The organism is Sorangium sp. So ce131 (assembly GCF_051519095.1).
Taxonomy (GTDB): Bacteria; Myxococcota_A; Polyangia; order Polyangiales; family Polyangiaceae; genus Sorangium.
Genome location: NZ_CP150455.1, coordinates 9,373,702 through 9,394,331 on the forward strand (window position 1 = coordinate 9,373,702; position 20,630 = coordinate 9,394,331).

Below are 20,630 nucleotides of genomic sequence, written 5' to 3' on the forward strand. Positions count from 1 at the left end.
GGAGAGGGCGGGCGCGCCGCAGCGCGCCATCGCCACCGTCACCCGTCAGCAGCCGAGGGGCGCCGCCTCCGGCCCACAGGAAAGGCCAAGAGAAGATGAGCGTTGAGATTGGAAAGCCGTTCCCGCGCTTCGCCCTGCCGAACCAGGACGGCAAGACCTTGAAACTCGAGGATTTCGCGGGCAAGTGGCTCGTCGTCTACGTCTATCCCAAGGACGACACGCCGGGTTGCACCATCCAGGGCAAGTCGTTCACCGCCTCCAAGGAGGAGTTCGACAACGCCAACATCGCCGTGGTCGGCGTCAGCGAGGACGACGTCGCGTCGCACAAGAGCTTCTGCAACAAGTTCTCGTTCACCATCGACCTGCTCGCCGACACGAAGCACGAGCTCCTCAAGGCGGCGGGCGTGGGGCAGAGCGATTACAAGGGCACCCTGTACTGGGACCGGACGACGTTCGTCATCGATCCGCAGGGCGTGCTGCGGAAGACGTACCTGAAGGTGAAGCCGGACGGGCACGAGCGGGCGCTGCTCCAGGACATCGCGGAGCTCAAGGCGCAGGCCTGAGCCGACAGGACCCCTCCGGGGCCGGGCCGCCGTCTGGCCCGCACGCCGCGCGCGCCGCGCGACCGAGGAGGCCTCTCGCGGGGCGCGCGTTCCCCTGCGCGGCGTGACCGACGCTCGGGGATGCATAACGAACGCGACGAACGCGACGAACGCAACAAACGCTCACAGCGCGCGCAAAGAACAATCAAGGACAAGGGCGGGGACCAGGACGGCCTGGCTGCGCAAAGAGTGCTCTCGCTGGATTTGCGGGGATCGTGCCCCTATCCTGCCGCCTTTGTGGTCGCTCGCCCTCCCTCGACGCCGGGTTCCGTCGCGCCGCTCGCGGCGCTGGTCGCGTTCGTGACAGCAGCGCTCGCGGCCGCGTTCGCGGCGGGCGCATGCGACGGCGAGGGGGGTGGCGGCCCGGGCGGCTCGGGCACGGGGGGCGCAGCCCCATGCCCGACGGGCGTGGAGGCGATGTTCACCATCACCGTGCGCGCCCCGGGCGGCCCCGTCCCGCCGGACACCACCGTTCGCGTGGCGTGGAGCGCCGCGGAAGAGCCCACGTTCGTGCTGAACGACCCGACCACGTGGAAGACGATCGAGGAGGCGAACCTGGTGTGCGCCGTCGAGCGCGAGAAGCCTCCTCCCGAGGCGCTCCCGGAGCTGGTCTGCGCGTTGTGGACAGCAGGGGTGACGCGGCTGGAGATCTCGGGGACAGGGTACGAGGACTTCGAGCAGACCCTCACGCCCGTCATGAGCGAGGAATGCGAGGGGTTCCTCCCCCAGAAGGTCGATATCGAGCTCGTCCCCGCGGTCGACGGCGGCGTCGCCGAGTAGTGATCGGCGACCTAGTGCACTCCTGGTGATCGGCGTCGACTCGTGCCCACCGGCCCTTGCTCCAGCACGCCGGTGAACGTGGCTTTTCATCATGGGTCCTCCAGGGGCGCCGAGCTGCGGGTGCTCGCGGCGCGCACACCCGCGGCCGGCCGCTGGCCGCCGGCTCCCCCCGAGCCCACCCGGGCGGGTGAGGCTCGGCTGGCCGCCCTCTACCGCGGGAGCGTCGCTTCCGGCGCGCCACGACGTATCCTTCACGCCCCGCCGCCCCCGTCGACCCCAGCCAAGGCCGGTGATCCATGCCGACGAACGACCCCGATGACCAGCTCGATCAGCTCTTTCGCGCGCTCGACGCGAGCCCTCGCTCGGGCAGCGTCTTCTTCCCCCGGCTCGACCGGACGAGCCCGCCCGCGGGCGCGACGGACTACGATATTCCGGTCGACCCCGGGGTCGCCGTCGGCGCGCGCTGGCACCTCGCCGACCCGCGGCAGCCGACCGTGCTCGCCTTCCACGGCAACGGCGAGACCGTCTCCGATTACGACGACATCGCCGAGGCGTGGCGCGAGATCGGCCTCAACCTGTTCATGGTCGACTACCGCGGTTATGGCTGGAGCGGCGGCCGGCCGACGCTGCGCTCGCTCTACGAGGATCCCGCGAAGGTGTCCGACTTCTTCCTGCGGGAGCTCGCCGACAAGAGCCGCGCGGCGGGCCTCGACCGGCCGCCGAAGCCGCTGCTCTTCGGCCGCTCGCTCGGCAGCTCGCCCGCGTCGCGCATCGCCGCGCAGCGCGGCGACGCCTACCGCGCCCTCGTCCTCGAGAGCGGCTTCAGCGACGTGCGGCAGCTGCTCGCCCTCTTCGAGATCCCGCTCGGCGATCTGCGGGACGAGGCGCACCGCCGCTTCTCGAACCCGGAGCTCCTGAAGCACGTCCAGATCCCCGTCCTCGTCCTGCACGGCGCGCTCGACAGGCTGCTCCCGCCGGATCACGCCCGCGAGAACCACGCCGCCGTCCCGCACGATGAGAAGGCCCTGCGCCTCATCGACGGCGCCGGCCACAACGAACTCCTCGGCTTCGCGCAGGCCTATTTCGGCGCTATCCGGGCCTTCCTGCAGGAACACTGAGCGGCACGATCTCGGCCGTCACCCGGGCCCCCTGCACGATCAGCCGCGCGACCGACAGGGGCAGCTTGAAGCGGCGCGGCCCCGCGCTCCCGGGGTTGAGGAACAGCACCCCGCCCTCCTCCCGGATCGCCGGCCGGTGCGAGTGCCCCGCGATCACCGCGGCGACCGGCGCCGCGCCGGCGCCCCGCGCCAGCTCCTTCACGTCGTGCAGCATGAACAACGTCGCGTCCGCCACCCGCACGGTCGCCCGCTCCGGCAGGCCCTCCGCCCAGCGCCCGCGATCGTTGTTGCCCCGCACCGCCGTCACCGGCGCGATCGCCGAGAGCGCCGCGAGCACCTCGGGGCCGCCCACGTCGCCGGCGTGCAGGATCAGCTCCGACCCCGAGAGCGCGGCGAGCGCCTCCGGGCGCACCAGCCCGTGCGTGTCCGAGATGACGCCGACCCGGTGCTCCCGCTGCCCTCCCCGCTTCGTCATGCGCGCTCCCGAGCGATCATGAGCCGCGCCCTCGCCATCACACCTCGACCACGAGGAACGACCTCCCCGTGAGCTTCCTGAGCAGCGGCATCGCCACGTTGTAAACCGGGGTCCCCTTCGGCGTGCGCCCCGCGAGCGAGCCGTGGTGCGCATGGCCGTGGAAGACCACGTCGGCGCCGTACAGGTCGATCGGCGCGGCCAGCCGGCTCGTCCCGAGGAAAGGCCTCAGCTCCACGTTCTCGCCGACGGTCGTGTCGAGCACCGGCGTGTAATGCATGATCACGAGCCGCTTGTCGCTGTCCAGCTGGGACAGCGCGGCCTCGAGCTTCAGCGCCTCGGTCACGGCCTCCTGCACGAAGGACTTGAGCGGCTCCTCGCCGAACGCCTGCAGCGTCGCGCTCCCGAACCCGCCCATGAAGCCCTTCACGCCGGCCACCCCGATGTCCTCGCCGAGGAGAAGGTGATCCCCGTCGAGCACCTCGACGCCCGCGTCGCACAGGATCCGCGCGAGATCGGCGCCGGCGCCGCGGTCGTGGTCATGGTTGCCGAACACGGCCGCGCAGGGCACCGTGAGCCCGGCGAGCGCGTCCGCCAGCACCTTCGCCTCCTCGGGGAGGCCGCGGTCGGTGAGATCGCCGCAGAGCACCAGCATCTCGGCCTCCGCGTTCACCGCCTTCACGAGCTCGCGCATCCTGCCGCCGTGCTCCGGCCGGCAATGCAGGTCCGAGGAGGCGGCGACGCGCCGCCGCCCGCCGCCGCCCTCCCCCCCTGCCCCGCCGGAGCCCACGACACCCGCCTGCGCGGCCGCGCCGCCGTCGCCGACGCTCATGACGCCGGCCTGCGCGGCCGCGCCGCCGCCTCGACCTCCACCTGCGGCCCGCAGGGGGCCGCCAGGAGCCCGAGCTTCTCGTAGTCGAGGCTGTACTGCTGCCGGCTGATCAGGTTCCCCCGGCAGACCCGCTGCGGCTCGTCGCCGGCCCGCGTCTGCTCCACGGTGCGCCGGCAGAGCTCCTCCATGAGCCACGCGGGCACCCGGCTCCGGGCGCCGGGGTAGACGAAGCGGTACAACGTGAGGTGCGCGAACAGGACCTCCCAGTGCGGGCCGAAGCGGCAGAGGAGCCGCTCCCACGAGAGCTCGTCGCCGCACGTGTAGATGAGGTGGTTCACGTCCGCCCCGTCGTACCGCTCTCGCTCGTCCACGAACGCCTTCGTGAAGATGATCTCCTCGGCCGGCGCGATCAGGCAGGCGTGGCCCAGGATCGTGGCCGGGCGCGCGTGCTCGAACCAGGAGCCGTCCACCGCCGCCAGGCCGTTGCCCGACGAGAAGATGAGATCGATGTACCGCGCGCCGGCGTACGCCTTGCCGATCCACCGCGGGTCGAACAGCTCCGTCGTGAAGCCCGCCCGCTCCAGCGCCCTGAAGGCCGCCGGGAGATCCCGCTCGGTCAGCATCAGGTCGAGATCCTTCGTGTCGCGGAAGAGGCCGGTGTACGCGAAGAAGGCGTACGCCCCGCCCACCATGAACGGCACGCCGGCGGACAGGAGCGACTCCAGCGCCCTCACCCTCACCTCGAGCTCGCCCGCGCAGGAAAGTGAGCCGGCGGCGTGATCACCCGCCAAAGGAGCGGGCCCCCCGCGCTCGCCAGCGCTCGCCACCCGCGAGGGCACGGCGCGCGCGGAAGGGGATCCGCTGCTGCGGACCATGCCCCTCTGCGTGCGGACCATGCCCCTCAGCGTAAGGAACAGGAGGGGCAATGGCGACCCCTCCCTTCACACGACGCCGCGACCATCACGAGGATGCGGCAAGTCGGACGGACTCATCCGGGTAACCGTTGCGCGAGGAGGCAGGTCTGGCTCAAGCTCGCCTGCCGGCATCACTCGGCACGGCACGCTCTGCGCAGGCAGGGACGGGGGCGCGGCCCCCCGCGCTTCGAAGAGGAGGCACACTCGTGAACACCGCCATCGCGACGATCAATCCGGCCACGGGAGAGACGCTGGAAACGTTCGAGCCCCTCACGTCGGCGGCGCTCGAGCAGAAGGTGGCGCGCGCGCACGCGGCCTTCCGCAGCTTCCGGCGCACCCCGATCGCCGAGCGGGCCCAGAAGCTCCGCCGCGCGGCCGAGATCCTGGACTCCGAGAAGGAGCAGCTCGGGCGCACGATGACGCTCGAGATGGGCAAGACCATCGGCTCCGCCGTCGCGGAGGCCCAGAAGTGCGCGGTCGCGTGCCGCTACTACGCCGACAACGCCGAGCGCCTGCTCGCCCCCGAGGAGGTCGCGACCGACGCCGGCAAGAGCTACGTCGCGTTCCAGCCGCTCGGCGCGGTGCTCGCCATCATGCCGTGGAACTTCCCGCTCTGGCAGGTGTTCCGCTTCGCCGCGCCGGCGCTCCTCGCGGGCAACGTCGGCCTCCTCAAGCACGCCTCGAACGTCCCCCGCTGCGCGCTCGCCATCGAGGACATCCTCCGGCGGGCCGGCTTCCCGGAGGGCGTCTTCCAGACGCTGCTCGTCGGGACCGACGCCGTGCCGCGGCTGCTCGCCGATCCCAGGATCGCGGCCGCGACGCTCACCGGCAGCGAGGGCGCGGGGCGCAGCGTCGGCGCCGAGGCGGGCAAGCACCTCAAGAAGGTGGTGCTGGAGCTCGGCGGCAGCGATCCGCTGATCGTCCTCCCGAGCGCCGACCTCAACGCGGCCGTCGGGACCGCGATCAAGGCGCGCATCATCAACAACGGCCAGTCGTGCATCGCGGCGAAGCGCTTCATCGTGCACGAGTCGATCGCGCCGGAGTTCGAGCAGCGCTTCGTCGCCGCCATGCGGCGCCTCCGGGTCGGGGACCCGATGGATCCGTCCGTCGACGTCGGGCCGCTCGCCACGGCCCAGGTCGCCGCCGACCTCGAGGAGCAGGTGCGGGCGTCGGTGGCCGCGGGCGCGCTCCTCCTGACCGGCGGCAAGCGGCTGAAGGGGCCCGGCAACTACTTCCCGCCGACCGTGCTCACCGACGTCCAGAGCCCCTCGCCCGCCGCCGACGACGAGCTGTTCGGCCCGGTCGCCGCGGTCTTCCGCGTCAGCGACCTCGACGAGGCCATCCGCATGGCGAACTCCACCCGCTTCGGGCTCGGGGCGAGCGCCTGGACCCGCGACGCCAAGGAGCGCGATCGCCTCATCGACGAGCTCGAGGCCGGCCAGGTGTTCATCAACGGGATGGTCGTGTCCGATCCGCGGCTGCCGTTCGGCGGGGTCAAGGCGTCCGGCTTCGGCCGCGAGCTCTCGTCGTACGGGCTGCGCGAGTTCGTGAACATCAAGACCGTCTGGATCGCAAAGGACGAGCGGCCGCGGGGCCTGCCGGCAACCGAGTAAACGGAGTAGACCGAGTAGCCGGTTGCGTCCTCGTGGGCCCCGACCTACCGTCGTCGTCGTGTCGGACGATCCGGCCGTGGCCGCGCTGCTGAGCGAGTACCCCCCCGAGGCGCAGCAGCTCACCCAGCGCGTGCGCAAGCTGCTCCTCCGGCTCATCCCCGACGTGACCGAGCACGTGATCCCGGGCTGGCGGATCGTCAGCTTCCGCATGGGGCAAGGGCATGAGCACCAGATCTGCTGGCTCGCCCCGCAGCGCATCGGCGTGAACCTCGGCTTCGAGCGCGGCGCGGACATGCCGGATCCCGACGGCCTGCTCACCGGCAGCGCCAAGCAGGCCCGCAACGTCCGCATCCGCTCGGCCAAGGACGTGGACGTCCCGAAGATCGCCGCGCTCGTCGCGGCGGCCGTCGCGCTCCACCGGGACCGCTGAGGGCGCCGCTCAGGGGGACCGGTAGACGACCCGGCCGCCTGTCTTGGCGAGCGCGTACGAGAACCCGAGCTCCAGCGTGGAGCGCGTCACGATCGAGCCCAGATCGAGCCCCTGATCCACCATCAGCCGCGCCGCCTCGGGCGCGATCCCGACGAGCACCACCTCCGTCCCGAGCAGGCCGGCGGCGCGCGCCGCCTGCACGAGGTGGTTCGCCGCGCCCGCGTCGACGACGGCCATGCCGGTCACGTCGATGATCACGACGCGCGCCTGGTGCTCGGTGATCTCCCGCAGCATGGCGTCGATGAAGTGGCCCGATCGCTGCGCGTCCAGCGTGCCGACGATCGGCATGACCAGGACGCCGCGCGCGATGGGCACCGCCGGGCTCGACATCGTGGCGATCGTGTCGAGCAGCGCCTCCTGGCGGCGGCTCAGCGCCTCGAGCGCCCTCGTGCGCTCCTTGATCCGCGAGAGCAGCCGCGCGTTCTCGATCACCACGGCGGCCACGGAGGCGACGCGCTCGAGCAGCGCGAGGTCGGCGGCCGTGCAGGCGTCCTCGCGCTCGCTGTGCAGGACGAGCGCCCCGAGGACGGCGGCCCGGGAGCGCAGCGGCACGCACGCCAGCGTGCGCGTCCCGAGCTCGCGGGCCTCGGCGACCTCCTCGAAGCCCTCGCGCTCGCGCGAGGCGGGGTCGACGACGAGGGGGCAGGCCGAGCGCATGACCCAGCCGATCAAGGAGCCGCGCCCGGCGTGGATCTGCCGCTCCTGGACCGGGAGCATGTGCTCGGCCATGCCGATGACCAGGATCTTGTGCCCGCGCTCGCGCGACGGATGGTCCGGGCTCCGGCTCGCGCTCCTGCGGGTCGAGCTCATGGCGAGGTAATCCGAGACGGCGATCGTGCGCTCGGTGCGCTCGAGGGTGACCACGTCGACGCCGGTGTCGATGCAGCGCGACGCCGGCGCCTCCGCGAGGACCGCCTCGACCCCTCGCGAGATCGCCTCGTCGAGCACCTGCACCGCCCGGTAGCCCATGTCGTGCTCGCGCTGGACGATGGCGGCGTGGATCACGCCGTCCCGGAGCATGGCGTAGGTGGAGGCGACGAGATCGAAGGCGATGATCTTGACGTCCCCGACCCTGCCGAGCCGCTTCGCGGCCAGGCCGAAGCTCGGGCCGTTTTCGCTGCACACCCCGAAGGCGCCGGCGATCCCGGGGTTCTCCTCCAGGGTGGCGGCGGCGAGCCGGATGGCGCGCTCCACGTCGTACAGATCCTCCGTGGGCGGGTCGACGCGGAGCGCCGTGCCGGCGACGCCGGCATAGAAGCCCTCGAGGCGGAGGCTGCTGTTGCGCGCCGTCATGGTGGAGATCTGGGCGGCGACCCGGCCGCCCTTCGGCAGGAGGCGCGCCATCATCTCGCCCGCGATGCGGCCGGCCGCCGCGTTGTCGGTGCCGATGTACAGCATCGCCCGGCTGCCCTTCGCGGGCGGCGCGTCGATCGCGATCACCGGGATCCCCGCCTCCGCCGCGCGCTGGATCGCCGGCTCGAGCGCCTCCGCGTCGGTGGGCGCGACCGCGATCCCCTTCACCCCCTCCCGGATCGCCTCCTCGATGAGCGACGCCTGCGCCGCGGGGCCGCTGGTCCTGCCGACCTTGAACTCGACGTCGACGCCGAGGTCGCGCCTGGCCGCCAGCACGCCGTCGCGCACGTTGTTCCAGTACCCGGTCATCGGCCGGCGCGGCGCCTCGTAGACGCGGAGCGCGAGGTCCACGTCCGCCGCGCGCGCGCCCTGGCCCGGGTCCTCCTGGATGAACAGATCGATCGTGGTCCACTGCGGGCCGAGCTGCACGCTGCGGATGCCGTCGCCGACCGTCCTGATGAGATCGACCGGGTCCACCGCCTCGGCGACGGCGCCGAGCACGTCCTCCAGCAGGCGCAGCTCCCGCGCGGTCTGCGCCTTCTCGTCGAAGAGGCCGTGGCGCTCGAGCGCGAAGCCCGCGCGTTCGGCGAGCAGGTCGAGGCGCGCGCGGAGCGCGTCCGAGAGCGGCGCGGCGCCGGCCGGCTGCTCCAGCGCGAGGTAGGCGCTCGGCGTGCCGTAGAGGTGCACCGGCGCGACGACCATGGAGGCGCCCTCCGGCACCCAGCCGGACGCCTCGCCGGCGGCGGGCAGGTGCGCTCGGTACCACGCGGCCGCGGAGCAGACGCACGGGCCGCGCGCCGCCTCGGGCGCCGCCGCCGGCCCGATCGGGTCCGACGCGGTGAGCGCCCCCGCGTCGTGGGGCGCGCGCGCCTCGGCCGGCAGGACGCCGTCGAGCCCGACGGCCGCGCGGTAGACGAGGCGCTCCCCCGCGCGCACGAGGAGGCTGCCGCGCCGCGCGCCGGGCAGGAGGGCGACGGCGCTCTCGACGAGGTGATGAAGTGTCGCGACGATATCCAGTCCGGAGTTCATGCAGCTCCGCTCAGCCGGGCGGTTCGAGGAGGCGCAGCGCCGAGGACTAGCAGGCCGCGACTGCGCTCCCGCTGTCAAGGGATGCCGTCCGATAACGTCGCGGCGATGACCGTTGCGCCGGAGGTGCCGAACGCGGCGCGACGGCGGCTTCAGGTGCGATAGACGACCCGTCCGCCCATCTTGCGGAGCGCGTAGGAGAACCCGAGCTCCAGGGTGGATCGGGTGACGATGCCGCCCAGATCGAGCCCTTCGTCGACCATCAGCCGCGCCGCCTGGGGCGCGATGCCGACGAGCACCACCTCGGCCCCGAGCAGCGCGGCGGCGCGCGCGGCCTGCGCGAGGTGGCTCGCCGCGCTGGCGTCGACGGCCGCCATCCCGGTGACGTCGACGATCACGACGCGCGCCTTCTGCTCGGCGATCTCCCGCAGCATGTCCTCGAGGAAGCGGCCGGCGCGCTGCGCGTCCAGCGCGCCGACGATCGGCATCACCAGGACGCCGCGCGCGATGGGCACGACCGGGCTCGACAGCTCGGCGATCGTGGCGAAGAGCGCCTCCTGACGGCGGCTCAGCGCCTCGAGCTCGCGCGTGCGCTCCTTGAGCCGCGAGAGCAGCCGCGCGTTCTCGAGCACGACGGCGGCCACCGCGGCCACGCGCTCGAGCAGCGAGAGGTCGCTCGCCGAGCAGGCGTCGGCGCGCGCGCTGCTCAGGAGGAGGACCCCGACGACCACGTCGTGGGAGATCAGCGGCACGCCCACCAGCGTGCGCGCGCCCTTGCTGCGGGCCGCGGCGACCTCGGGGAGGTGCTGGTGCTCGCCCGACGCGACGTCGATGACGAGCGAGCCCGACGAGCGGATGACCCGGCCCACGAGGGACACCTCCTCGACGGGCAGGTCCTCGTCGTCGACGATCCGCTCCGTCTCGGCGATGCCGATCACGAGGAGCTCGAGCGGGCGCTCGTGGGCCTCGCCGGGCCTGCGGGTCCCGCTCCGGCGGGCGGAGCTCTGGGCGAGGTGGTCCGCCACGGCGATCGAGTAGGGCGTGCGCTCGACGGTCACCACGTCGACGCCCGTGTCGACGACGCGCGACGCCGGCAGATCCGCGAGGGCCGCCTCCGCGCCGCGCGTGGCGACGTCGTGGAGCGCGAGCACGGCGCGGTACGCCATGTCGTGCTCGCGCTGGACGATCGCGGCGTGGATCACGCCGTCGCGGAGCATCGCGAGCGTGGACGTGATGAGGTCGAAGGCGACGATCTTGAGGGCCCCGCTCCTCCCGAGCTCCATCGAGGCGACGCCGAAGCTCGGGCCGTTCTCGCTGCAGACCCCGAAGGCGCCGGCGATGTCGGGCCGCGACTCCAGCGAGGCCCTGGCGAGCTCGAGCGCGCGCGCCTGCGTGAACTGGCTCTCCGAGGGCGGCTCCATGCGGATCGACGTGCCGGCGACCGCCTCCCGGAAGCCCTCGAGGCGCTCGCGGACGTTGAGCACCGTCGTGGAGACGCACTGGGCGGCGATCGCGCCGCCCTGCGGCAGGAGCCGCAGCATCATCTCGCCCGCGAGCCTGCCGGCGGCCCGGTTGTCCGTCCCGATGTAGAGCATCGCGCGCGTGCCCTCCATGGGCGGCGTGTCGATCGCGACGACCGGGATCCCCGCGTCCGCGGCGCGGCGGATGCTCGGCTCGAGCGCGACCGGGTCGATGGGCGCGACGGCGATCCCCCGCACGCCCCGGCGGATCCCTTCCTCGATGAGCCTGCCCTGGGCCGCGGCGCCCTCCGCCCGCCCGAGCTCGAACCGCACGTCGGCCCCGAGATCGTGCCCCGCGGCCATCGCGCCGTCGTGCACGTTGTTCCAGTACGACGTCATGGGCCGGCGGGGCGCCCGGTAGATCCGGACCGTCCGACCGGCGCGGGGCGCGCTCCGCGCGTCGTCGAGGAGGGCCAGGTCGATCGCGGCCCACTGCGGGCCCGTCTGCGCGCTCCGGATCCCGTCCGCGATCGTCTCGATGAGCTCGACGACGTCGACCGACTCGGCGACGGCGTTCAGCACCTCCTCGAGCAGGCGGATCTCCTGCGCCACCTGCGTCTTCTCGTCGAACAGGCCGCGCCGCGCGAGCGCGGCGCCGACGCGCTCCACGACGGGCGAGAGCAGCGCGCGGCCCTCGCTCGAGAGCTGCGCGGCGTCCGGCTGCTCGAGGGCGAGGTAGGCGCCCGGCGACCCGAACAGGTGCACCGGCACGATCAGCACGTGCGCGTCCGCGGACGGCCAGCCCGGCGACGCCGCGACCTCGGGCAGGTGCGCCCGGTACCACGCGGCCGCGGCGACGAGGCACGGGCCGCGCGCCGCCTCGGGCGCCGCCGCGGGCCCGTGCGGAGCGGCCCCGCTGACCAGCCCGCCGTCGAGGGGCACGCGCAGCGCGCCCGGGAGGACGCCCTCGAACCCCACCGCGGCCCTGTGGACGAGGCGCTGGCCCACGCGCACGAGCAAGCTGCCGCGCTGCGCGCCGGGCACGCTGGCCACGGCGCGCTGCACGAGACGACGGAGCGCTTCAAATACGTCCAGCCCGGTGTTCATACGGTTCCGTTCAGCGGGCCGCTCGACGCACGGGCGCGGGAGCAGAGGGGCCGAACCTTAGCAGGCGTGAGCGGGCTCGTGCTTGTCAAGCGAAGACGATGGGAGCACCGTAGCGCTCCCATGAAGCTCGCCTCCCTCCGCGGCCCCGGCCGCGACGGCTCGCTCGTGGTCGTCCGCAGCGACGGCCTGGCGTACGCGCCCGCAGGGGCCGCGATCCCCACGATGCAGGCCGCGCTCGACGGCTGGGAGCGCGCCGAGCCCGCGCTCCGCCGCCTCGCCGACGAGATCGAGCGCGGCGCGGCGCCGGTGTCGCCGCTCGCGCTGGAAGAGCTCACCGCGCCGCTGCCCCGCGCGTACGAGTGGATCGACGGTTCCGCGTACATCCACCACATCGTCCTCGTGCGCAAGGCGCGCGGCGCCGCGCCGCCCGAGACGCTCACGACCGACCCGCTCGTGTACCAGGGCGGCTCCGGGGTGCTGCTCGGCCCGACCGACGACATCGTCCTGCGCGACCCGTCGTGGGGGCTCGATTTCGAGGCCGAGGTCTGCGTCGTGCTCGGCGACACCCCGCAGGGCACGACCCGCGACGAGGCGCACCGGCACATCCGCCTCTTCCTGCTCGCCAACGACGTGACGCTGCGCAACCTCGTGCCCGCGGAGCTCGCGAAGGGGTTCGGGTTCTTCAACTCGAAGCCCGCCACGGCGTTCTCGCCGTTCGCGATCACGCCGGACGAGCTCGGCGATGTGTTCCGCGACGGGCGCGTCCACCTGCGGCTCCGCTCGACGTACAACGGCGCGCTGATCGGCGATCCGGAGGCCGGCCCCGAGATGCACTTCTCGTTCTTCGACCTCATCGCGCACATCGCGAAGACCCGCAGCTTCACCGCGGGTACCCTGCTCGGCAGCGGCACCGTCTCGAACCAGGATCCCGCGCGCGGGGTGTCGTGCCTCGCGGAGAAGCGCATGATCGAGGTGATCGAGCACGGCGCGGCCGTGACCCCCTTCATGAAGCCAGGAGACACGATCATGATCGAGATGCTCGACCGTGCGGGCAAGAGCCTCTTCGGGCGCATCGCGCAGCGGGTGGTGGCGGGATGAGCGGCGCGGCCCCGCCGGCGTCGCTGACGCTCTACGGCTACTGGCGCAGCTCGTGCACCTGGCGCGTGCGCATCGCCCTCGCCCACAAGGGCGCCCCGCACGCCTACCGTCCCGTGAACCTCGTGCGCGACGGCGGCGAGCAGCTCCGCGACGACTACCGGGCCAAGAACCCGATGGCCCAGGTGCCCCTGCTCGAGTTCGAGGACGGGGGCGCCGTCCGGCGCGTGGCCCAGTCGCTCGCGATCATCGAGCTGCTCGAGGAGTGGTTCCCCGCGCCGCCGCTCCTGCCGCCGCCGGGCGAGCTGTACCTGCGCGCCAAGGCGCGGCAGCTCGCGGAGATGATCAACTCCGGCACGCAGCCGATGCAGAACACCGCCACGCTGCGGTGCGTGAAGGAGGAGCTCGGCGGCGACGAGCGGGCCTTCGCCCGGCGCTTCATCACGTCCGGCCTCGCCGCGTTCCAGGCGGCGGCGGGCGAGCTCGCCGGGCGGTTCTGCGTGGGGGATGAGGTCTCCCTGGCGGACGTCTGCCTCGTGCCCCAGCTTTACAACGCGCGGCGCTACGAGGTCGACCTCGCCCCGTTCCCCACGCTCACGCGGATCGAGGCGGCATGTCTGGCGCTCCCGGCCTTCCAGGCGGCCCACCCCGACCGCCAGGCCGACGCGGTCGCCGCGAGCGCGTGACGCGTGGCCGCCGCGGGCGCGCAGCGCTTGGTCGCCGCGGGCGCGCAGCGCTTGGTCGCCGCGGGCGCGTAGCGCTTGGTCGCCGCGGGCGCGTAGCGCCCAAGGCGTCGCCCCTCACACGACGGAGGACCGGATGAGCAAGGTGGAGTCGATCGGCATCAAGAGGGTGGAGGCGCTGCACTACTACGTGCGCGACCTCGAGCGGAGCCGCAGGTTCTACACGGAGAAGCTCGATTTCCAGGAGACCGGCGCGAGCTCGCCGGAGCTCACCGCGGCGGCGGCGCAGCGGTCGGCCGTCTTCCAGGCCGGCGAGTGCACGATCGTCTGCTCGCAGCCGATCGGCGAGGGCGGGCGGGCGTGGCGGTACCTGCGCAAGCACCCCGACGGCGTGGGCACGATCGTCTTCGAGGTGGAGGACATCGCGCGCGCCTTCCGGCTGCTCGACGGCCGCGGCGGCACGCCGATCGACGAGATCCACCGGGCGGCGGACGGGGACGGGACGTACGCCTCGTTCTCGATCACGACGCCGTTCGGCGACACCACCTTCCGCTTCGTGGAGCGGCGCGGCTACCGGCCGCTGTTCCCCGGCTGCGCGCCGCACGACGCGCCGCGCGGCGGCCACAACCGGCTCGGGATCGCCCGGTTCGATCACATCACGTCGAACTTCCAGACGATGGCGCCCGCCCTGCTCTGGATGGAGCACGTGCTCGGGCTCGAGCCGTTCTGGAAGATCGCGTTCCACACGGACGACGTCGCCAAGGCGGCGGAGGGCCACGGCTCGGGCCTGCGGTCCGCCGTGATGTGGGACCCGGTCTCGGGCGTGAAGTTCGCGAACAACGAGCCCTACCGGCCGCACTTCAAGAGCTCGCAGATCAACATCTTCAACGAGGAGCACCGCGGCGACGGCGTGCAGCACGTCGCGCTCGCCGTGGACGACATCCTCCTCACCGTGCGCGAGATGCGCGCCCGCGGGGTGGAGTTCATGCCGACCCCGGCCGCCTACTACGACCTCCTGCCCGAGCGCCTGCGGCAGCTCGGCGTCGACCAGATCGACGAGGACGTCGCGGCGCTGCGCGAGCTCGAGATCCTCGTCGACGGCGACGGGGCGAGGTCGTATCTGCTCCAGATCTTCCTCAAGGAGTCGGCGGGCACGCACCGCGATCCCGACGCCGGTCCGTTCTTCTTCGAGCTGATCCAGCGCAAGGGCGACCGCGGGTTCGGCGCCGGGAACTTCCGGGCGCTGTTCGAGAGCATCGAGCGGCAGCAGCGGGCGGGAGGGCAAGGCTGATGCTCGACCGCGTCGCCGTCGGCAGCGTCCCTCGCAAGCACCACATCGCCCACCGGAGCGAGGCCGGGGCCCTCCGCTACGAGCAGTGCCTGACGCGGCAGGGCTTCGACGGTCCGTACACGATCGCCTACCACGAGGGCCGCCCGCACGAGCACCGCGCCGCCCCGGCCGCGCATGGCTTCGCGCTGCCGGTCGCGGCGCCGCCGCGCCCGCTCGCGAAGCGGCACTACCTCTCGCAGGAGCTGCCGCGGCGGGGCGGCCCCGCGATCGACTGCCGCGTGCCGCTCCTCTTCAACGAGGACGTGGTGCTCGGGCTCGCGCAGCCGGACGCCGCCGACCCCGTGTACTTCGCGAACGCCGACGCCGACGAGCTCTTCTTCATCTTCCGCGGGGGCGGCCTCCTGCGCACGATGCTCGGCGATCTCCGCTTCGAGCAGGACGACTACGTCGTCATCCCGAAGGGCCTCTTCTACCGTTTCCTCCCCGACGCCGCGCCCCAGCGGTGGCTCTCGATCGAGGCATCGGACGTCCACCTCCCGCGGCAGTGGCGCAACGAGGTCGGCCAGCTGCGAATGGACGCGCCCTACTCCCACCGCGACTTCCGGCGACCGACGTTCGCCGGGCCCCTCGACGAGGGCATCCGCTCGCTCGTCGTGAAGCGCGGCGGCGCGTTCCACGGGTTCACCTGCCCGCGCTCGCCGCTCGACGTCGTCGGCTGGGACGGGACGGTGTACCCGTTCGTGTTCCCGATCCTGAGCTTCCAGGCGCGCGTCGGCCTCGTCCACCTGCCGCCGGACTGGCACGGGACGTTCGCCGCGCGCGGCGCCCTGATCTGCAGCTTCGTCCCGCGCCCGGTCGACTTCCACCCGGAGGCGATCCCCTGCCCCTACCCGCACGCGTCCGTCGACTGCGACGAGTTCCTGTTCTACTGCCGGGGCAACTTCACCTCGCGCCGCGGCGTCGGCCCCGGCAGCATCTCGCACCACCCGGCCGGCGTCCCGCACGGGCCGCACCCCGGCGCGTACGAGGCGAGCCTCGGGGGCCGCGAGACCAGCGAGCTCGCGGTCATGCTCGACACCACGCGCCCGCTCGCGGCCACCCCGGCCGCGCTCTCCGTGGAGGACCCGGGCTACCAGGACAGCTTCATCGCCGGCGCGTAATCTTGCGTCGGGGGGAGCGTCGCGGGGCGCCGCGGCGCGCCCTCCGCTACTTCGGCATCTTGCCGAGCCGCTCGAGCAGCGCCCGCACGAGCAGGGGCCACGCGACGGTGGCGTCCGCGTACACCTCGGCGAAGCGGCCGCCCTCGTGCGGGGGCACGAACTTCCCCCAGCTCACGCCCTCGGAGTAGGTGCAGCCGGAGAGGCCGCCCCAGTGCACGGGCTCGGGGCAGATGCGGACGCCGTACTGGAACCGCGGGTGGTCGACCTCGATGTCGAGGCGGTCGCCGACGATGTCATAGAACGGCGCGACCTGCTGGGCCCAGTTGCGCGGGACGCCGCCGCCGATGGTGAAGATGCCGAGGCGCTTCTTCGTGCGGACGAGGCGCGCGTAGCTCAGGAGGTCGAGGAACGGGTTGTACGAGGGCGGCACGGCCTCCTTCCACACGTCGAAGCCCGGCTTGTCGCCGTGCTGCGCCTTGACCTTGCGCAGCATCCACGTCGCGACGTCGAGGCCCATCTCGCTGTCGGTGAAGGCCGGCACGTAGACGGGCACGTTGTGGAGGTACGCGCTCCGGAGCACGCCGGGCGACTCGCCCATCTCGGCGAGCGCCTTGCCGAGCTGCCGGCAGATGATCTCGCTCGACCAGGGGGACCCGGTGTCCAGCTTGTCGAGCTCCTTCCGGACGAAGACCTCGATGGCGTTGAGGTTCTTCTCCATCTCGAGCGTGTCGTAGACCCGGTTGTACCCCTTCTCGAAGTACGTCTCGTCGGAGATGGCCGGGTTCGCCTTGTAGTGGGTCAGGCCGACCGCCTCGCTCAGCCCGTGCGCCATCAGCGCGCCGGTGCTGATGATGCAGTCGATCATGCCGGCCTCGATCATCCGGACGATGACGACGCCCATCTTGGCGACGGTCATCGCGCCGGAGAAGGTCGCCACGACGAGGCAGTCCTCGTCGCGCGTCATGGTCTCGAGCACGTCGCACGCCTCGCCGAGCGCGCGGCCGCTGAACGCGGTCCTGCTCATGGCGCGGAGCAGGTCGTCGAAGGACGCGACCTTCAGCGGGTCGAGCGCCTCGAGCGGGAGGAGCTGGTCTTCAACGCCATCGCTGAGGTGGCGGTGCGAGGTGCGCGGGGCCTTCGGTGAGGACATAGCGCGCGAGATATAGCCGCGCGGGGGCCGGGGCGTCGAGCCCTGAAGCTCCTCGCCTCGGGGCGGCGCCGGGCTGGGCTCACGGGCGGAGCGGCAGCGAGCACGCGAGCCGGCGCGCCGCGCCGCCGGGCCCGCGCGCGCCGCCTTCGGCGCGGCGGGCCGCGAAATCCGCGCGCACGAACGCGAGCGGGCCCGGGCCGGCCGCGGCGCCCGGCGGCCGCTCGGGCCGCGCCTCGGGCTCGATCAGCGCGGCGATCTTCGCCACGCAAGCGTCACCTCCCGACACACGGACGTCATACACCGCCGCGCGCGCGACCGCGGCGTGGCCGTCGACGGTCGCGGGGGCGCTCGCGCGATCCAGCAGGAAGCGCGCGCCGCGGGGCCGCGCGCCGCACGCCGGCAGGCGGGTGAGCTCGCGGCGGACGTTCGGCACGACGTCCCAGCCGTCGAGCGGCAGGAGCGGCGGGGCCTTCGCGGGCGACGCCGCCGCGCCCGCCGCAACCGCCGCGCCCGCCGGCGGCGCGGGCGCCGGGGCCTTCGCGGGCGCGGGCGCCGGGGCCTTCGCGGGCGCGGGCGCCGGGGCCTTCGCGGGCGCGGGCATCCCCGCCGCGCCCGCCGCGCCCCGCTCAAGCGGCGGGATCGGCACCGTGCGGCTGAGCGCCAGATCGCGGAAGCTGAGCAGCAGCGGGACGCCGTCGCGCGTCGGCTGCCCGAGCGAGCGCGCGCCGCGGCTCGCGAGCGAGGCGATCGGCCGCGGGGCGCCGCCGGACGACCAGACGACGAGCGACGTGTCGCGGAGCCACGCGATGGGCCCGTCGGGCTCCTCGCCGAGCGCGACCTCCGCCTCGGGCATCAGCTCCTGCGGCACCTCGGCGACCTCGGCGCCGCGCCCTGGCCTCGCGCGGATCAGCAGGTCGCGGCCCGCGGCGCGCACCCCGAAGAGGATGCGGTCGCCGAGCGCCGCGAACCGCACGAGGACCACGTCGCGGCCGACGCCCTCCGGGGCGGGGCCCGTCCACGAGCGCACCCGGCCCTGGAGCTCGGTGGGGTCCAGCCAGCGCAGCGTCCATGTCGCCCTGGGCGCGCGCGCGGCGTGGTCCGTCGGGCCGGCGCGCCCGGCCGCGACGGCGGGCGCGTGCACCTCGAGCGCGGCGACGGTGGAGAGCATGCCCCAGCGCCGATCGCTCACCGACGAGAGGCGCCGCTCGCCGTTCGACGCGGGCTTCGCGTCCTTCGTGACGATCTCGAGCATCTCCTGCGCGGTGCTCGGCGGCGGCACGCCCGGCGGCGCCGGCGGCGGCCCCGGCTGCGTGGTGCAGGCGAGCGCGCGCTCCGGGCGCGCGGGCTCCGGGCGCTGCGGCAGGAGGGGCCCGGCCGGCTGCGCCGGGTCGGCGGGGGGCGCGCCGGCGCCGGGCGGCGCGGCGGCGTCGGGCGGCGCGGCGCCGCCGGGTTGCGCCGGCCCCCAGCCGACGCGGAGGTGGGCGTCGATCTTGAGGCCGACCTCGTTGACCGCGAGCACCCCGGGCTCGTCGAGCAGATCGCCGAGGTGGGCGACCGCCTCCGCCACGCGGGCCGGCGTCTCGACGGGCGCCCACGTGCGCCCGGCGTCGGTCGACGCGAGCACCTGCCGCTCGCCGACGGCGACGCCGTGGCCGGCGTGGATCACCGCGTGCGCGGCGCCGCCCAGGCGGACCCGCGACGGGTCCCCGCCCGGCGGCAGGACGACGGCGGTGAGCTCGCCGCCCTCGCCGGCCACCACGAAGGACAGGGCGCGGTCGCTCCCCTCCTCGATGGGGCTGACCACATGGATGTCGCCGCCGTCGCCGCGCAGCCACCCGAGCGGGATCAGCGGCTGCTCCCTCCCCCGGGCGTCGATCACGGCGATGTGCGGCCCGCCATCGACGCCCGCCGCGCGCTCGCCGGCGCCTTCGCCGCGCGGCGGCGGGTCCCCGTCCTCGCGCGGCGCGCGGTCGCTGTCCCAGAGCCCGCGCACGATCGCGATCCGGCCGTCGGCGAGCGGGCCCGCGCCGCGCCAGCGGATGTCGGCGCCCGGGTGGACCGTGATCCACCGCCCTCCCGGCTGGCGCACGCACGCGGTGCCTTCCTCGTCCGCGTCGCACGGGGCGAGCAGCATCGCGCCGCCGCTCGGGGACACCCGGAGCTCCGCCTCGCCGCTCCGCAGGACGGCCGGAGGCCCGGCCACGGCCGGGGGCCCGCCGGCGAGCGCGACCTCCAGCACGCCGAAGGGGTCATGGAGCGTGTCGGAGGCCTGCTCGCCGAGCGCGCACGCCACCCACGCCGCGCGCCCGGCCCGGCCGACGCCGCAGGCGCTCACCCAGCTGCCGCGGCCGATGGGGTCGAGCGCGCGCAGCGTGCCGGAGCCGAGGTCCACGCGGGCGAGCAGGCCGTGGCTCGCGGCGATGGCCTCGCCCGCCCCCGCGGCGGCGCCGCTCGCGATCGCGGCCTCCAGCGGATCGCGCCCGGTCTCGTGGATCCAGCGGAGCAGCGGCGCGCCCGCGCCGGGCCCGGGCGCGCTGCGGGGCGGCGCCGGCGCGAGCCGCGCCTCGGCGACCTGGACGAGCGCCTCCCGCGCCTCGGCCGGCAGGGTCGCGCCCTGCGACGACGCGATGAGCTCGCCGTCGCGCAGGCGTAGCCCGGAGATGCGGAGCGCCGCGGCCGGACCGTCGCCCTGCTGCGCGCCCCCGGTCGGCGCCGGGGCGACGAGGCGCCAGGTCGCGCCGCCGTCGGCCGTGACCGCGAGCCCTGCCGCCTCGAAGAGCCCGGCCCCCTGCTGGAGGTCGCGGAACGCGATCGCGCGGAGCGGCAGCGCGGGCAGGCCCGGGAGCGCCCGCGGCTGCCCTGTGTCGACGTCGAGGAAGCTCGGGAGGTCGGAGCTCGCGTCCCAGACGGCGACCGCGGAGGGCCCGCCGCCGATGCGCAGGATCTCGGTCTCGGACCGGGCGAGCAGCGCGGGTGTGCCGAGCGGGTCGTCGAAGCGGTACACGCCGTGGACCCCGCGCCCGACGAGCCGCGCGCCTGCGGCGGCGGGCACGACGGCGAGCTCCAGGAGGGGCTCGGGGCACGGCGCGGTCTCCGGCCGCACCGCGCCGTCGTCGGCGACGAGGACGCGCCGGCCGCCGAGCAGCGCGATCGTGCCGCCGGCGACCCGGGGCCCGACCGCGGTCGCCCCGCTCGCGTCGATCCAGCGGGCGGGCGCGGCGTCTGGCGGGGGCGACCCGGCCGGCGGCGCGGGCGCGCGGCGCTCCCCCGGCGTGGCGCGGGGCGGCGCGCTGCCGCAGCCGGCGAGCGCGAGCGCGGCGAGGAGCGCGGCGGCGCGCTCGGGCCTTCGGGTCGGCGCTGCGAGGCGGGGAGCACCCGCCGCTCGGGGCTGGCTCATCGCGGCGGAGCCTACCCCGGAACGGCGGCCGCTTCTCCTCGTGCTCCTCACCCCCGGGCGTAGGCTGGAGGTCGTACCGCCTGGCAC

General features: G+C 74.3%; 16 protein-coding genes. 9 read left to right on the plus strand and 7 right to left on the minus strand.

The features are described from left to right. Nucleotides 1-95 precede the first annotated feature (95 nt). The 3 genes from WMF43_RS33885 to WMF43_RS33895 all read left to right on the plus strand — a co-directional run bounded on the left by WMF43_RS33885 (nt 96) and on the right by WMF43_RS33895 (nt 2,500). The gene (locus WMF43_RS33885) at nt 96-563 is read left to right on the plus strand and encodes a peroxiredoxin (RefSeq protein ID WP_437671060.1); all 468 of its coding nucleotides are present in this window, start codon (nt 96-98) and stop codon (nt 561-563) included. Between the two features lie 276 nt (nt 564-839). Next, nucleotides 840-1,382, plus strand: coding sequence for a hypothetical protein (locus tag WMF43_RS33890; protein ID WP_437671061.1), 543 nt, complete (start codon nt 840-842; stop codon nt 1,380-1,382). A gap of 296 nt (nt 1,383-1,678) precedes the next feature. Next, nucleotides 1,679-2,500, plus strand: a complete 822-nt coding sequence (locus WMF43_RS33895) for an alpha/beta hydrolase (protein WP_437671062.1) — start codon at nt 1,679-1,681, stop codon at nt 2,498-2,500. Here the strand turns inward: WMF43_RS33895 and WMF43_RS33900 are convergent. The 3 genes from WMF43_RS33900 to WMF43_RS33910 all read right to left on the minus strand — a co-directional run bounded on the left by WMF43_RS33900 (nt 2,472) and on the right by WMF43_RS33910 (nt 4,538). Next, a complete protein-coding gene (locus tag WMF43_RS33900) occupies nt 2,472-2,975 on the minus strand; it encodes a metallophosphoesterase family protein (protein WP_437671063.1) in 504 nt (167 codons plus the stop codon). The two genes, WMF43_RS33895 and WMF43_RS33900, sit on opposite strands and share 29 nt — an antisense overlap. A 37-nt stretch (nt 2,976-3,012) precedes the next feature. Beyond that, nucleotides 3,013-3,666, minus strand: a complete 654-nt coding sequence (locus WMF43_RS33905) for a metallophosphoesterase family protein (protein WP_437684139.1) — start codon at nt 3,664-3,666, stop codon at nt 3,013-3,015. 134 nt (nt 3,667-3,800) lie between these two features. After that, nucleotides 3,801-4,538 (minus strand): hypothetical protein, encoded by a 738-nt coding sequence (locus WMF43_RS33910; RefSeq protein WP_437671064.1) that lies wholly within the window; start codon nt 4,536-4,538, stop codon nt 3,801-3,803. A gap of 386 nt (nt 4,539-4,924) precedes the next feature. On the opposite strand from WMF43_RS33910, the gene WMF43_RS33915 reads away from it, so the two are divergent. Both WMF43_RS33915 and WMF43_RS33920 read left to right on the plus strand, forming a co-directional pair. Next, on the plus strand, nt 4,925-6,331 hold the full coding sequence (locus WMF43_RS33915) for an NAD-dependent succinate-semialdehyde dehydrogenase (RefSeq protein WP_437671065.1): 1,407 nt from the start codon (nt 4,925-4,927) through the stop codon (nt 6,329-6,331). A 76-nt stretch (nt 6,332-6,407) separates the two neighbouring features. Then, complete coding sequence (locus tag WMF43_RS33920; RefSeq protein ID WP_437671066.1) at nt 6,408-6,761, plus strand: DUF1801 domain-containing protein; 354 nt, start codon at nt 6,408-6,410, stop codon at nt 6,759-6,761. A 9-nt stretch (nt 6,762-6,770) separates the two neighbouring features. Here the strand turns inward: WMF43_RS33920 and WMF43_RS33925 are convergent, their stop codons facing one another. Both WMF43_RS33925 and WMF43_RS33930 read right to left on the minus strand, forming a co-directional pair. Beyond that, a complete protein-coding gene (locus WMF43_RS33925; protein ID WP_437671067.1) occupies nt 6,771-9,203 on the minus strand; it encodes a substrate-binding domain-containing protein in 2,433 nt (810 codons plus the stop codon). A 149-nt stretch (nt 9,204-9,352) separates the two neighbouring features. After that, the gene (locus WMF43_RS33930) at nt 9,353-11,767 is read right to left on the minus strand and encodes a substrate-binding domain-containing protein (RefSeq protein WP_437671068.1); all 2,415 of its coding nucleotides are present in this window, start codon (nt 11,765-11,767) and stop codon (nt 9,353-9,355) included. Nucleotides 11,768-11,887: 120 nt separating this feature from the next. Here WMF43_RS33930 and WMF43_RS33935 point away from each other — a divergent pair, with 120 nt between their 5' ends. The 4 genes from WMF43_RS33935 to WMF43_RS33950 all read left to right on the plus strand — a co-directional run bounded on the left by WMF43_RS33935 (nt 11,888) and on the right by WMF43_RS33950 (nt 15,996). Further along, entirely contained in the window at nt 11,888-12,865 is a 978-nt protein-coding gene (locus tag WMF43_RS33935; RefSeq protein WP_437671069.1) for a fumarylacetoacetate hydrolase family protein, read from the plus strand. Then, nucleotides 12,862-13,548 carry a maleylacetoacetate isomerase gene (gene maiA, locus WMF43_RS33940; RefSeq protein ID WP_437671070.1) on the plus strand — a complete coding sequence of 229 codons (687 nt, stop codon included), beginning with the start codon at nt 12,862-12,864 and terminating at the stop codon, nt 13,546-13,548. Before WMF43_RS33935 ends, maiA begins: the two co-directional genes overlap by 4 nt. 133 nt (nt 13,549-13,681) lie before the next feature. Beyond that, a complete protein-coding gene (locus tag WMF43_RS33945; protein ID WP_437671071.1) occupies nt 13,682-14,836 on the plus strand; it encodes a 4-hydroxyphenylpyruvate dioxygenase family protein in 1,155 nt (384 codons plus the stop codon). Continuing rightward, a complete protein-coding gene (locus WMF43_RS33950) occupies nt 14,836-15,996 on the plus strand; it encodes a homogentisate 1,2-dioxygenase (protein ID WP_437671072.1) in 1,161 nt (386 codons plus the stop codon). Before WMF43_RS33945 ends, WMF43_RS33950 begins: the two co-directional genes overlap by 1 nt. 46 nt (nt 15,997-16,042) lie before the next feature. Here the strand turns inward: WMF43_RS33950 and WMF43_RS33955 are convergent, their stop codons facing one another. Continuing rightward, on the minus strand, nt 16,043-17,146 hold the full coding sequence (locus WMF43_RS33955) for a deoxyhypusine synthase family protein (RefSeq protein ID WP_437671073.1): 1,104 nt from the start codon (nt 17,144-17,146) through the stop codon (nt 16,043-16,045). A gap of 79 nt (nt 17,147-17,225) precedes the next feature. Then, on the minus strand, nt 17,226-20,543 hold the full coding sequence (locus WMF43_RS33960) for a hypothetical protein (RefSeq protein ID WP_437671074.1): 3,318 nt from the start codon (nt 20,541-20,543) through the stop codon (nt 17,226-17,228). Between the last annotated feature and the right edge of the window lie 87 nt (nt 20,544-20,630).